Below are 13,063 nucleotides of genomic sequence, written 5' to 3' on the forward strand. Positions count from 1 at the left end.
AGCGAACTAGAATCTGCTGTTAGAACTCAATCTGTACGAGTGCCCACACAGATGATTGCTTCATATTTTTAAAGAACATTTCGAAACATTTCGTTGTTTCGAGGGATGTGCATTCTAAGCATTCCCGTTTTTTTGTCAACACTTAATTTTGAATTTCTTGAGAAGTTTTCAAAGCTAAGTTTTACTCGACTACCAACTCGTTGGCTTATTGCTTTCCAGCGTAGTGCCCCGTGTCAGTGGGGTCGCATTATAGGGCGATCCGATTTTAGTGCAACCCTTTTTTTCGGTTTTTTCTATTTATTTTTCAAATGCTTTTTAGCCCACCGAATCCTAACAACTTATCCACATTTTCTGTGGATAACCCACAGGAATTTCGGCTTTTGCTTTTCTTTGTGGTAGATTACCGCCCCATTATTTACTCGTTCTTAGAAAAAGGCTAAATACATGGCTGATATCTTAAACTCGATAAGTGGTCTTTTATGGGGCCATCTACTTATCTATCTCTTAATAGCTGCAGGTGTATTCTTCACAATTAGGCTTGGCTTTATTCAATTCACTCAATTCCCATATATGGTGAAGGTAATGATGCAAAGCCGCGAAGGTGCTGAAGATGGTATCTCCTCTTTTCAAGCATTCTGTACTTCACTCGCCGCACGGGTTGGTACCGGTAATATGGCAGGTGTTGGCGTTGCGCTCTATTTAGGCGGTCCTGGTGCTATATTATGGATGTGGCTCATTGCCTTGATTGGTATGGCGACTAGTTTTGCTGAAAGTTGCTTAGCGCAGCTATATAAGACAAAAGATGATGACGGAAACTTCCGTGGTGGCCCTGCTTATTATATGGAGCTAGGTTTAAAACGTAAGTGGATGGGGGTGTTATTCTCACTTTGCCTTATCCTTGCATTTGGTTTCGTCTTTAATGCAGTACAAGCCAACTCCATTGCTGCAGCATTTAACGTTGCCTTTGATGTGCCTAAATATGTGATGGGTATTGCGTTAGTAGCAGCTTCTGGGATTATCATCTTCGGTGGTTTAAAAACTATTGCACGCTTTGCAGAACTTGTCGTACCTTTTATGGCCGTTGCTTATCTTATACTTGCACTTTACGTCTGTGCTGTGAACTTTGCGCAGCTACCAGACATATTCATGTTAATAGTAAAAAGTGCAATGGGTATTGAGCAAGCGGGTGCTGGTGCTATTGGCTACGCGGTAATGCAAGCAATGCTTCAAGGGATCAAGCGCGGCTTATTCTCAAATGAAGCCGGTATGGGTAGCGCTGCAAACGCTGCTGCAAGTGCAACACCAAATCCAAACCATCCAGCATCACAAGGTTATGTACAAATGCTAGGTGTATTTGTAGATACCATAGTGATCTGTACCGCGACCGCGTCGCTTATTCTTTTATCTGGTCAGCTCGAGCCAAACTCAGGTTTAACTGGCATTGAATTAACGCAATCTGCATTGGTTCATCATGTAGGGGAATGGGGCGCAATTTTCGTTGCGGTAGCTATTCTATTTTTCGCTTTTACCTCCATTGTTGCCAACTATAGTTATGCAGAAACCAACCTACTGTTCTTAGATCACCATTCAAAGAAAGGCATGATGGTATTTAGAGCTTGTGTATTAGGTATGGTAATGTTTGGTGCGGTAAGCGAACTTGGACTGGTTTGGACACTCGCTGATATTTCAATGGGTTTAATGGCTGTAGTTAACGTGGTTGCACTCTTTATGCTTCGCAAAGTCGTGCTATGGCTTGCCAACGATTATAAAAAGCAGCTTAAAGCTGGCGTAACCCCAGAGTTTGATCCTAGTACCAACCCTGAAGTAGAAAAAACACTACCAAAAGGCATTTGGACTAAATAGACCAATACAGCGCACTAGTGCTTATATTTAGTGCGCTTTCTTCTTATAAAACTCAGATTTAATGACGAAGAACACAAAAATACGCCCTTGAGTTCATTTAATGTCCAAACAAACCAACCACTTATTGCCTTTCAAAAAAAAATCCGTATAGTAAAGCACAAGTCGGCATATAGCGCAGCTTGGTAGCGCACTGTCATGGGGTGTCAGGGGTCGCAGGTTCAAATCCTGCTATGCCGACCAGCTTTTTCTTACCCTAATCAATAAGTTATATCATTTACTCATCGTATTTTTCGCACTAAACATCAGCAATATCTAGCTCTATATCGCACATTTGTCGCACCGTATTTATCTAAAATTATTTCCTCATTTTTAGGTTAGATTAAGTGTTGATTGGGGGGGATATATAGGAAGACAGCTAATGGCACCCTAAACGATTACTTGCTTTAAACGCTAGATAGCTCTAGCAAGAACTTTGATAAAACTCTACAATTTAGACAGCTGTACTTTTTTAGTTTCATAGGTTAAGGACAAGCAATGTTTACAATGCTCATCGAAGAGTTTAAAAAGTTCACACAAGAAAGCAAAGTAACTATTTTCGGAATTGTAATAACATTCCTAATGAGTTCTTATGCTTTATTTCTTCAATATAAAGAGGAGATAGAGTTAAGCGTAATCGCGAATTTTTACAGCACTACAACTCTAGGTGAAAATATTGAGCATCGTTTGACATTTATCAACTCTGGAAACACCCCGTTATCCGTAGAAAGAGTGTTCGCTTCAATAAAGACACCTCAAGGAAAAACCGTTAATTCAGAAGTCGATATCATTGAACCTTTTGTCATCCCAAAAAAAGATATGTTGGTAGTAAACCTTAACCATATCCTCATCGGCAAAGGTATAAAAGGGCTACATAAAACCGCCGTTACTTTTTCTGTAATTGACTCAAATGGAAAAATCTATAAAAACAATTTTGAACTTGGGCAACTAGCAATAGGTAACTCCATCAAGAATGGACAATTTCAGTATCGCCCTACTCAGAAGCTCAACTTATTAACGGGTGAACAAACAACAATTAAAATGTAACACTCAATTTAATTTCGTTGGCAAATCTGTAGACAATTCCAATACCTCTTTACAGTTCGTAACCCTAATCCAGCCCTCTCGGCAACTTGCCTCTGAGTTGGCTTTTTGCCTGTTTCATTGCTCAATTCGTTAAAAGCTTCTCGCACGTTCTCTTGAGAGTTATTTCTCTTCTTAGTAGCCGTATCTTTGGCCGCTTTTTTCTGCCTTTGCTTTATTTTATCACTTGATAACTTAACTTTGGGCGTCGTACACAAGTATTCAGGACGGTAGTCAAGTAATCCTTCTAGGTATTCAGCTAGTGTGTCTTTTTTGTATTTGTAGAAAGTGCTTTTTGCCGTTTTTGTCAGTCCGTTTAACTCTTCGAGTGAAAAACCTATCAGCTCATCATTTATTTTTACCAGCTTTTCAAAAGCAGAGTCTTTATTTAAATGTTGCAAGGCAACAAATAGAATGAATGCTGTTTTATCACGTTTGCCTCTAGGCACCTTGCCTTGCTTGCGAAAATGAATTTGAATGGTGTTTATACATTTTAGCCACCAATCCTTAATGTTGTGACCGTAACGCCTTTGAGTTTGTTGTTTGGGTTTATTGCTTTTAGGTTCATTTGGCAACCTGACAACTCTCAATTCTTTTTCTAGTGTCAAGCTATCTCTTAATGACTCCAAATTGAGATATTTCAGTAGCTCTTCAAATTGGTACTTAGGGCCACCGCCAAAAAACCTTGCATGTAAACCCGTTCGCCCATGAACAGAACCTGGTATACGCAGATTTCCATAAGCCCTTTTTGATGCGGTTGTGTCGATGCACCATAATGCGCGTATGCTTTGTAAACTTTCAATTAATATGTTTGCTATCGCTTTCCACAGTTCTTTATTAACTTGAGAAGCGTCAATAGGAGCGTAAATCCAATATAAATGAATCCCGCCAGAACCCGAGCAAACATAGCCTGTAAATGGTGGTATCTTATTCTTTTGTAAAATTTGAATAACTTTTTCAATTAAGTCATGTTCAAGCTCTCGCACCTTGCTTGCGTCAACTTTTTCAGTAACATCAATATCAATCCAGTTAGCCCTGAAAAGAGCCAAATTTATCGCTCTTGGCCAACTAAAAAACTCGTTTGGACTATAGTAATTGTTAACCGCTTCGCTTTTACTGTTCAATACTCCTTGAACATATCTAGTTGTTCTTATTTTAAAAGTTTTTAAATCTGTGACCTTGCTGGACTTTTGGCTTCCCAATAAAAAGATCTTTTTACCTGATTCGTGGTTATGACTAAAAAGTGCCCTCACATATTTGGGTGAATGAAAATCTATTAACTCGTAAAAGTCTTTTGGTGAGGCAATAGCATACTCAGGCCACGACAAAGGTGGCCTTTCTTGTAAGGCAAGCATATAATTTGAAGATGCAAAGTGCGGTTGGGGTGTCGCCGGTCAAGCAGCCCCTTTCGCCTTCCTTACATCTTCACCCCTTCAAAACGAGCTAGCCATTGCTCAACGGTTTCCCGTATAAACAAACGTGATTTACCCAACTTTATTGATGGTGGCGCTAAACGCTGTATTTGGTAGCTTTCTGGGTTTTCACCAGCTTCTATTGCTTTTGATTGAGCACTAATTCGGTTGTGGATTGTACGAGGTGATAATTGTAATAGCTCAGCTAAGTCTTTAACTGAAATGGTTTGAGATGATGACATGACAGCCCTCCAATACGTTTAATGGAGCGAAGGGCATCATTCATGCACGTATGCACGACGCTGCATGTGCAGCAATGTCTTTCCTCTTTACGTATTGAAGGCAGCCATAAAGGCGCCTGTTTTCAGTCACCGAAATGACTCCCTTCGCAGGAACGCAGCAAACGTGCGCATTTGTGAATATAAATGATTGAGTGTGAGGTATCAAGAAGTTATAAGCTACTTTTGCGCTAGTAATTTACTGGTCTTCTAATTTAAGATAACCGTGTAAATAATTGGATAAAAATAAATATAAGCAGGCAGTGCACTTTAACGATTCTCAGCCCTAAAGGTGCGCTCCGTAAGGAAACCATGAAACAAAATCTACATTGGCGCTATTATCTCTCGCTAGAATCAGATATATACGCTTTGTCGCGCTATATACACTTTGCCCCTAACAATTTCAAAACATACTCCATAGAGCTGGCCAAACTCTATCTTGCAATTTGTGCTGAAGTTGAGGTGGTACTCAAAGAGATATGTGATATATGCCCCTCCAAAAAGGGAAAAGATGCAAATATTAATATTTATCGTCAGTGGATAGTTGAAAATCAACAAGGGCTGATAACTGAACAAGTACAGTCCTTTGAGTTCGAGCTGCAATACGCACCGTGGAAAGCATTTGAAGAGGATAAATCCCCTGCTTGGTGGTCGAACTATAACAGCGTAAAGCATGAACGCAGAGAGCATTTCCACAAAGCCAACCTCGGTAACGTATTGGAGTCTCTCGCAGGGCTCTATATTGCGAATCTATATCTTGATAGAATGTTATCAGAACGATCTGGCTACACTCATTTTCCAATAGACATAAATGACGTTTATTCTAAACTCCCACATAACCACAAACTGTTTCAACCATTTTGTCTAGCGGCTAGCTTGGAAAACTATTATGTTTGTTAAAATTGCAACTCTAACAACCTAATTTTTAGGTTTCTTACTTTCCAGAACCAGTTCAACCACCTTTGAGTAGCGTTCCAAACGCATTGCGAGGTGGTGTGCTGCAACACCAAAACCATATAGAAATAATACGGAGTAAGCTAGTGCATCAAGCCATAAGAACTTGTCTGCTTTAACATTTGACAACGCAACCAATACAGCAAATATTCCTGGGATAAGTCCGACTTTTTCGATAGAGCCAACAACGAGAGCTATTCTTTTCTCAAAAAACTCTTTCTCTGACCTTAACTCAAGAAGGACAATATCAAGTGTACCAATAGGTAAATCTCTTAGTCTGCTTAACAGCCTAGAATCAACTAGGGTACTTCTCTCAATATTTTTCATTAAGAGGCTCATGGGTGAACGCACCGAATTTATAAAGTCACGCCGATGTATCCATATCATTAAGAATGGCTGAATTACCGCAGCAAAATATGCCACAAGTAGCAAAATTAATGCTGCTGCTCTTAGGTGATTATCTCCATCTCCTGACTTTGCAATAAAAGCCAAAATAACAGACACTGCGAACGGTAATACCAAGAAAAGCCAGTGGTAGTTTTTGATAAAAAAGCTTTCTGTATCTTCTTTACTCTTTGTTTTAAGCCTGCTTTCAAAACGACTAGCGGCGCTAAACAAGCGCAGTAACTCAACCCTCTTAGCTTTATTCATTTGAAATTTCCCTACCCACTGAAGTTTTTTATTTACTCAACTCCGAAGAAGTTTACCTATTCGGATTAAGGTCAATTTATAACACATCAGTCGCTAAAGTCGTATGTACACTAATAATAAAACTCTCCCCTATCATCGGCTTCCCGTGCTTCTTGCTCTGTATATTCGTCACCATAGAAGTTTACGTTACCCATTCCATCATTGTGTTCATCAATAAACTTGTCTTGGCCTGATTTTTTATCGTCGTCGATCATGACTTCAAGCGCTATTAACGCGGTTGCTTTCAGTACTTTTAAAAACATGGTTTAACCTCTCACCTTAAAACTAAGGATTCCTGAGTATCAGAATACCATTAAAGCTAAGAGACTCTTAGTTTTCAAGAATTAATTGATTTACGATGAAAACAAATGACGAGTCGCCCTTTCCAAAGCGCTTAAAAGAAGCACGTAAGAGAAAAGGTTTATCTCAAAAGCAGCTAGGTATTTTGGCAGGAATGGACGAGTTCTCTGCCTCTGCGAGAATGAACCAGTATGAAAAAGGGGTTCATGCGCCTGATTTTAAAACAGTCAAAGCACTCGCTAAAGTTTTAGACGTACCAACTGCCTTTTTGTTTTGTGAAGAGGATGAACTTGCGGTACAAATAGCTGAGTACCCTGCTAATTTATAGCCTAACGGAGTTGATCCTGTCATCTGATGAAGTGATAGCCGCTTTTAGTCAAGCATATGAAGGTAAATTGGTCAGATATAAAGGCGTGTTTAAAGCAGGCACAGCCTACGGTAAATTACCAAGTCCAACTGGAAGTTTTACAGCTCACGAAGCTATTACAATTCTGTCGAAATATAGTGTTCCAACCATGAAGGACAAGTAAAGACATACACAATTTGCTTTTGTCGTGCGGTTACGTCTTCCTTTTCACGCGATAAAACCAAACCGCAAAAAATACAACCAACCCCAAAACAAGTAAGTTACTGACGATCACTGGTCCCATTTTCTAGCTCCAAAACAAATCACAGTTTTAAGCCTAATTGAGTTTTTGTACACCTGCAAATTTGCTAAAAACCAAGCCCTTTTAATCGAGGCATCATGAGCAATTTCCTCCTCTTTTAAAAGGGGCTACGCCCCCCGCTATGTCGAAGCGATAAATCGCTCGCTTCATAGCGGGGGACTTGGTTTTGTTAAGCTTATGCGCAGATTTTTATTTGCAGATTGAAAGCTGCCTTATTTAACGCTAACCTAAACTCGATTTAGCCCTTTGGGCATTGAAGAAAAACGGCGCTACTCAGCTGCCGACAACACGTAGTGAGGACCCTCACTGTTTTAATATTTATGTCATGCCGCGCCACATTTATGGCGCTTTGCAAATTCGGCGCTTCGTTGCTGCCGCTTCCACGTATCTGAGGTTTTTATTTTAGGCGAGATCAGTCCGAGCCTTGCGCTGTTGCGCTTAACTGGGGCGAATAGGCTTTAGTGCCGCTGAGCAACTGTGTTGCCAGTTAATCTTACAACCAAGGAACAAGCATGACTTTTAACCCCAATACTGAAGTCGCTTTATTGAAAGCGCAAACAAAACTACGTGCCCGTAAACGCCATAAATCATCCAAGCTTGATAAGTATCGCACTCAACTTTGTAAGCTATATGACGCGGGTGCAACTAAAGCTGAGTTACAACGCTGGCTTGCCATGAGAGGTATAGTTGTACAATGGACGACCGTTATGCGGTGGCTCGATAAAAATGCCTAAATTTGCCAAAGCTGATACTCAAGCAGAAAATGTAATTAAAGGACTAACTAAAGCACAACGCATAAAGTCTTTAGGTACTGCAAGAAACTATATGCAGTCGCTAAAAACAGTTGCCAATTGGTCTAAAGATATTGGCATTAATGGTATTCAGGCTATGACTATGCAGCAAGCACGTATGTATCTTGATTACAGAGCTGAGACCGTTGGCCAAAAAGCTCTGGATATGGAACGCCAAGCGATACAAGCTATGATGCAATTAAACGGTAAATTACAACCGAAAGAAACACTCTACCGAGTAAAGTCATGTTTAGACGAGATAAAACGCTCTCGTGCTTACACTACTGAGCAAGCTACAGTTATTTCACATAGGCAAACAGAAAGGAATCAACTCGCAACACAAATCGCTTATGCCGCCGGCCTGCGAGCTCATGAGTTGCTAACACTTGCCAAAGCTAATGAACGAACTCCAGATAAACGCCCTGATCTAGACTCAAAATGGAAAGGCCGAGATGGTGAACTTTACACTGTAGCTGGTAAAGGAGGATTGATTCGTCATGTACTTATTCCTAATACCCTTGCCGCTCAGCTCGAGCAACAGCGTTTAGCTCAACCAATCACAGTAGTTGATAGAGAGATTAACTATTCTCAGCGTTACGATATAGCTGGGGGTAAAAAATGGTCAGACTCATTTTCAAAAGCATCTAACCGCGCATTACTTTTTTCTACTGGTGCACATGGTCTGAGACATAGCTATGCTCAAGAGCGAATGGTTGAGCTGAAAAGCTTAGGGTATAAATATAAAACGGCCTTAGAGACCGTTTCGCAAGAGATGGGGCATTTTAGGGCTGAGATAACTTTAGTTTATCTTAATTAGGCTGAGAGTACTTCACCTCTCTGTACTACATATGATCTTTCCCAGAGACATTTCAATGCTTTTGGCTGGAAAAGAAGTAAACCCTGGCCTTATGATACTTCTCCGAGTTTCATCATAATAAACGGACAATAGTCCATTCAAAAGATATTGCAGTCCTAGGTGTAGCTCATTCTCTGTATGATTAAAGGCGATGTACTCTGCTGAAAGCTCTCCTCTTTCAAGCTTAGATTTTTTCTTGTGGATACTAAAATCAGAGAGTGAGCCAATGTAGTTTATTAGATGGTCATATTTGGGCCGTTCCCCAATGGAATATACTTTTTGCATACGTTTGAAAATCCATTCTAACGTATCTGGATCTTCCTTTTTTATCTTCGATTTCATAGATACAAGTGAGAGGAAAGGTCCTCTAACTGATGTCTTAGAGCTCGCACTATCCAAAGATCTACACAACTTTGCAGCTTGGTACAAAGCTTTACATTCCTTTTCAATGTCACCGTCGTTTAAATGTTTTTTGACTGAAATAATACCAATCACTCCTTCGGGAGGTACTATAACGCTATTACCAAACCTTTGAAATATTGGAAAATTTTGAGAATCATAAACAATAATATCTAACTGAGATGAGTGTTCATCTGTATCAGATTTACGTTTCTTTCCACTTCCTCCGGTTTTAACGGCCGGACGTAAAATAAAACCTGTCAAAACCTCAATACCATTAGGGAGAAACTTTTTGAGGTACTCTGACAAAAGGTCTTCAACAAATCGTCCATCTTCACCGGTATGAGCCGCCCCCTGCTTTCCATTCGCAGGGATAAGAGTTTCAAACTGTTTGTAAGTTAACAAGAGAGCTTCAACTTCTTTAGACCAGTAACAGCGTAATCTTTCACCATCCATATCACCCCCTATCATAGCTTAAAATTATAGTGTTGAGTTCTTCGATTAGACTGCTGATATGTCCCCTATGTTCGCTTTGAACACAAGAGTAGAGATCATCATAATTCAATAAGCTAATTAAGTAAGACCTAAAACCTCTAAGTTTGTTAATCACCTGATCTCTACAGAAAGTATTAAGAAAGATATCCTTTTCAACAAATTTCAAACTTGAATACAAGCTCTTTAGATCATCTTGAAACAGCTTTTTTGCAATCACTTTATCTGGAAGCTTTCGAACTTTTTTATAGTGAATGAGCTTCTTTAAAATTCTTAGCCTTTGATTCGAAAAACTAATTTTCTTATTAAGACTTTCACCAGAAATCACATAACCATTTAAGGATATTGTGTCTGTAGTAGCTATTCTTTTCCTTGTATTCAAACGCATATCTAGCTTACTGATAATATATGAAATTTGAGTTTCAAACCAATTAGAATGGATGGTTGAGCTATTCTCACTTGAAAACAGAAGATCATCAGAATACCTAGAATATATGATTTTCTTATCATGACACAGTTTTTCGATAGCAATGTCTAAAGGCCTGAAAACAAGATTTGCTACAGCAGGAGATGCTGGGAAACCGATAGGTAGTACTTGGTCTTTATCATCTTCAACTGTAAGAAAAAACGAAATCCTTTTTGCAAGCAACTTAACCTCATATGTATTCTTACCTTTTAGATGAGAAATAAGCAAATCTTCAATTTGTTCTCTTTTGATTGAATTGAAGAACGCTTTAATATCCAATCTAAGAAAGTACTCCCCTCCTAAATGGGGCCTGAAAAAGTCGAAATAAGAATGATTTTTACGATATGCCTTTGCTGCAGAGCTTAAGGGAATCTTAGAGAAGAGCTTACTTAGATTTTGACTTGAAGTTTTATATTTCAGGTCTTTTGGAATATAAAACCCATCCTTGAAAGAAAAGTCACTACTAATATTTTTGATATCGTCTATTGACTTAACTTGAAGAGCTTTAAATATTTCTTTTTGAGATAATTTCATAAGCTGGCTACGTTACGGTACAAATTACAAAGTTCCACTTTAGTGGGATTTTAGAGCCGAACTACTATGCATATGGAGCTAGTAAATAAGGGCTTGAAAGGTAACAACCTTTTAAAGCAAGCTTTCCCCTTCTGAACTACCGTAACGTAGCTGAGAAATGGTATCATAAAGCTCCTTGAAGGCAAGTCGAAATAGTTTCTCAAATTCAGATTTGCTATCTTTGGACTCGTGTTCAAGTTTTAATATTGCATAGTTCAAAAAGTCAGAAACCCAACCACTTGTCTTGTGAATGTTCCCAGAGATGTTAAGTATCTCTTCCAACGACTTCATTGTTTTCTTAGCTTCATCCGCAACGAGAGTTGTTGGTGTGTCGTTTCTTTTAAATTTTTTCATTTTTACCAATGAGTCAGATTTACCTGAAAATGCAATCCTTAAGTATTGGGTAAGTGCACAATTATCGAGAAAATAAACTTCATCAATTTTATTTTCTATCTTATCAACATCACACTTAGTTTTTAACCAGTTTAAAAATAACTTTAATGACTTTTCATTTATTAATGCACCTTCAATGGTCGTACTTAAAACAATTACATTTTTTTCTCTTAGAACTTTATTGATACCAACGAATAAATTAGATAAGAAGCCGCTTTTATCACAAGTCAATCGAAGAGGGCATATCGATATAGGGGCTTTATCCAAACTAATGATTTTGTCAGCCAGACGATAAACATCACGTGCTAAGTTTGGTGCATCACTTTTTGTGAAAGAATAAGACATATAGGCGCGTTCTTTTATTTTTTTTATAGCGTTAGGCCTTAAATCTAATGAGCTTCCGTAACGATCAAATTTTAATATGTTTTTACCGATACTCTTATCATAGTGAATTGTGACCCCCTTATCTGCATCAAAGAGAAACCTGTATGGAATCCTTGTATTTACAAAATCAGGGGTTATTTTTTTGCTAACCTTTTCATCACTAGCTTTGTAGACATCTACACCAAGAAGCCATGGAAACTTTCTAATCAAGTGGTTATTTTCGAAAACTTCTTTTTCTGTCTGACCTTCAACAAATAGTATAAATGAGCTAAAAAACAGCCTTGCTTCATTATCTCCAAAGTTACAAAGAAAGTTCGAATCATTAAATTTAGATTTCGCATAGGAAACTCTTGTCTGTAAATCCGTGTCTTTTTTATAAAAGTGAAAAACTTTATGCTCATTGCTAAAACTTTTAATCACTTGCTTTACAATGTTTTGAGAATGAGTCGAGAGTATTAGTTTGGGTCTAGGTGTTTTAAGTCTCTCACCTTCTTTATTAGTATAGAGCCTTTCAAGTGTATATTGAAATTCATGAATAAGCTTTTCGCTCATTTTCGGATGCAACCCTATCTCAGGCTCATCAACAAAAATTACAGGGGTTTGATAAGTCCTTTTTGATAAAGATGAAATAAGGTTTAGCACAGTTAAGATATAATTGTATGAATTTGTTCCATCAGAAGTTCTACTCAAGTCAAAACCATTAAACTCAAACTTATCGCCTTTCAAACCAGCCTTTAAATAAGCTATTATTTTATCTCTATACTTGTAAGGTATAGTACTACTTAGCCTGTTAATCTCATCAATTTTTTTCCTGTAAGTTTCAAGTTCACTCTCTTCTAAAAAGCTCTCAAACTGGGTTTGAAATTCAACTGCGTTAAAAGGGCGTAATTTGCCTAAGAATTGCCACAAGTGATTCCAGTCATGAAGTTCCAAATGTCTAGAATCAATTTCGAAAAATGGGAATATATCTAAAATCAATTCTCGTAATGTGCTAGATTTGTCTTCGAAGCTATAAGTGCTATTGCTATGGATATTAAGTGTTAAAGTTAATTCATCATATTCCTCGGGCCTTTTTCCCGTATTAAAAAAACTAAACCACATTTCTTTTTCCCTGGGGAACAATGCGGATCTAACCTTTGAGAAGTAGTGGTTTTTCTGAGCTTTATGAGAGTGGACTAGCTTATTAATATGAAATGTATCAAATGTAATCGAAATCTGACCGTATGAATCATAATTGCTATTCAATTCCAAAGGAATACATCTAGCACCTTCTAAAGCTTTATAGAAAAAACTAATAGCTTTGAGTAAATTTGATTTACCTGCATTGTTTTTACCGAGTAAGCATGTAACTTGTTCAAGCCCTGAAATGTCAGCTTCTTTAAAAGATAAAATATTTTTTATGTGAATACGTTTTATGCCCATTCG

13 protein-coding genes and 1 tRNA gene are annotated in these 13,063 nt (G+C 38.3%); 7 read left to right on the forward strand and 7 right to left on the reverse strand.

The features are described 5' to 3' along the window. The first annotated feature begins 444 nt into the window (after positions 1–444). From MHN30_RS13535 to MHN30_RS13545, 3 genes are all read left to right on the forward strand, one after another. The gene (locus tag MHN30_RS13535; RefSeq protein ID WP_010607547.1) at positions 445–1,863 is read left to right on the forward strand and encodes a sodium:alanine symporter family protein; all 1,419 of its coding nucleotides are present in this window, start codon (positions 445–447) and stop codon (positions 1,861–1,863) included. Between the two features lie 163 nt (positions 1,864–2,026). Then, positions 2,027–2,103 (forward strand) — tRNA-Pro (locus tag MHN30_RS13540). 294 nt (positions 2,104–2,397) lie between these two features. After that, positions 2,398–2,946, forward strand: coding sequence for a hypothetical protein (locus MHN30_RS13545; protein WP_239359965.1), 549 nt, complete (start codon positions 2,398–2,400; stop codon positions 2,944–2,946). Between the two features lie 8 nt (positions 2,947–2,954). On the opposite strand, the gene MHN30_RS13550 is transcribed toward MHN30_RS13545, so the two are convergent. Beyond that, a complete protein-coding gene (locus tag MHN30_RS13550; protein ID WP_239359966.1) occupies positions 2,955–4,337 on the reverse strand; it encodes a hypothetical protein in 1,383 nt (460 codons plus the stop codon). 62 nt (positions 4,338–4,399) lie between these two features. Further along, positions 4,400–4,636 (reverse strand): helix-turn-helix domain-containing protein, encoded by a 237-nt coding sequence (locus tag MHN30_RS13555; RefSeq protein WP_239359967.1) that lies wholly within the window; start codon positions 4,634–4,636, stop codon positions 4,400–4,402. Between the two features lie 348 nt (positions 4,637–4,984). Here MHN30_RS13555 and MHN30_RS13560 point away from each other — a divergent pair, with 348 nt between their 5' ends. Continuing rightward, on the forward strand, positions 4,985–5,572 hold the full coding sequence (locus tag MHN30_RS13560; RefSeq protein WP_239359968.1) for a hypothetical protein: 588 nt from the start codon (positions 4,985–4,987) through the stop codon (positions 5,570–5,572). Positions 5,573–5,590: 18 nt separating this feature from the next. Here MHN30_RS13560 and MHN30_RS13565 read toward each other — a convergent pair whose 3' ends face one another. Beyond that, positions 5,591–6,277, reverse strand: a complete 687-nt coding sequence (locus MHN30_RS13565; RefSeq protein WP_239359969.1) for a hypothetical protein — start codon at positions 6,275–6,277, stop codon at positions 5,591–5,593. Between the two features lie 110 nt (positions 6,278–6,387). Then, positions 6,388–6,579, reverse strand: a complete 192-nt coding sequence (locus MHN30_RS13570) for a hypothetical protein (protein ID WP_239359970.1) — start codon at positions 6,577–6,579, stop codon at positions 6,388–6,390. A 95-nt stretch (positions 6,580–6,674) separates the two neighbouring features. Here MHN30_RS13570 and MHN30_RS13575 point away from each other — a divergent pair, with 95 nt between their 5' ends. From MHN30_RS13575 to MHN30_RS13585, 3 genes are all read left to right on the forward strand, one after another. Next, positions 6,675–6,944, forward strand: coding sequence for a helix-turn-helix transcriptional regulator (locus tag MHN30_RS13575; RefSeq protein ID WP_239359971.1), 270 nt, complete (start codon positions 6,675–6,677; stop codon positions 6,942–6,944). Positions 6,945–7,796: 852 nt separating this feature from the next. Next, positions 7,797–8,018, forward strand: a complete 222-nt coding sequence (locus MHN30_RS13580) for a hypothetical protein (protein ID WP_239359973.1) — start codon at positions 7,797–7,799, stop codon at positions 8,016–8,018. After that, positions 8,011–8,892 (forward strand): site-specific integrase, encoded by an 882-nt coding sequence (locus MHN30_RS13585; protein WP_239359974.1) that lies wholly within the window; start codon positions 8,011–8,013, stop codon positions 8,890–8,892. Before MHN30_RS13580 ends, MHN30_RS13585 begins: the two co-directional genes overlap by 8 nt. Positions 8,893–8,904: 12 nt before the next feature. On the opposite strand, the gene MHN30_RS13590 is transcribed toward MHN30_RS13585, so the two are convergent. From MHN30_RS13590 to MHN30_RS13600, 3 genes are all read right to left on the reverse strand, one after another. Continuing rightward, positions 8,905–9,786 (reverse strand): DUF6602 domain-containing protein, encoded by an 882-nt coding sequence (locus tag MHN30_RS13590; RefSeq protein WP_239359975.1) that lies wholly within the window; start codon positions 9,784–9,786, stop codon positions 8,905–8,907. A gap of 1 nt (position 9,787) precedes the next feature. After that, positions 9,788–10,822, reverse strand: coding sequence for a reverse transcriptase family protein (locus MHN30_RS13595; RefSeq protein ID WP_239359977.1), 1,035 nt, complete (start codon positions 10,820–10,822; stop codon positions 9,788–9,790). Positions 10,823–10,933: 111 nt separating this feature from the next. Continuing rightward, positions 10,934–13,060, reverse strand: coding sequence for a retron Eco8 family effector endonuclease (locus tag MHN30_RS13600; protein ID WP_239359981.1), 2,127 nt, complete (start codon positions 13,058–13,060; stop codon positions 10,934–10,936). Positions 13,061–13,063 lie beyond the last annotated feature (3 nt).

This window comes from Pseudoalteromonas sp. OF7H-1, from assembly GCF_022347825.1.
In the GTDB taxonomy this organism is placed as follows: Bacteria; Pseudomonadota; Gammaproteobacteria; order Enterobacterales; family Alteromonadaceae; genus Pseudoalteromonas; species Pseudoalteromonas maricaloris.

Excerpts from the sequence above, each read along its gene's own strand:
- MHN30_RS13565 (WP_239359969.1), bottom strand. The coding sequence starts at position 6,277 with ATGAATAAAGCTAAGAGGGTTGAGTTACTGCGCTTGTTTAGCGCCGCT.
- MHN30_RS13545 (WP_239359965.1), top strand. The coding sequence starts at position 2,398 with ATGTTTACAATGCTCATCGAAGAGTTTAAAAAGTTCACACAAGAAAGC.
- MHN30_RS13555 (WP_239359967.1), bottom strand. The coding sequence starts at position 4,636 with ATGTCATCATCTCAAACCATTTCAGTTAAAGACTTAGCTGAGCTATTA.
- MHN30_RS13580 (WP_239359973.1), top strand. The coding sequence starts at position 7,797 with ATGACTTTTAACCCCAATACTGAAGTCGCTTTATTGAAAGCGCAAACA.
- MHN30_RS13550 (WP_239359966.1), bottom strand. The coding sequence starts at position 4,337 with ATGCTTGCCTTACAAGAAAGGCCACCTTTGTCGTGGCCTGAGTATGCT.
- MHN30_RS13595 (WP_239359977.1), bottom strand. The coding sequence starts at position 10,822 with ATGAAATTATCTCAAAAAGAAATATTTAAAGCTCTTCAAGTTAAGTCA.
- MHN30_RS13575 (WP_239359971.1), top strand. The coding sequence starts at position 6,675 with ATGAAAACAAATGACGAGTCGCCCTTTCCAAAGCGCTTAAAAGAAGCA.
- MHN30_RS13600 (WP_239359981.1), bottom strand. The coding sequence starts at position 13,060 with ATGGGCATAAAACGTATTCACATAAAAAATATTTTATCTTTTAAAGAA.
- MHN30_RS13560 (WP_239359968.1), top strand. The coding sequence starts at position 4,985 with ATGAAACAAAATCTACATTGGCGCTATTATCTCTCGCTAGAATCAGAT.
- MHN30_RS13535 (WP_010607547.1), top strand. The coding sequence starts at position 445 with ATGGCTGATATCTTAAACTCGATAAGTGGTCTTTTATGGGGCCATCTA.
- MHN30_RS13590 (WP_239359975.1), bottom strand. The coding sequence starts at position 9,786 with ATGGATGGTGAAAGATTACGCTGTTACTGGTCTAAAGAAGTTGAAGCT.
- MHN30_RS13570 (WP_239359970.1), bottom strand. The coding sequence starts at position 6,579 with ATGTTTTTAAAAGTACTGAAAGCAACCGCGTTAATAGCGCTTGAAGTC.
- MHN30_RS13585 (WP_239359974.1), top strand. The coding sequence starts at position 8,011 with ATGCCTAAATTTGCCAAAGCTGATACTCAAGCAGAAAATGTAATTAAA.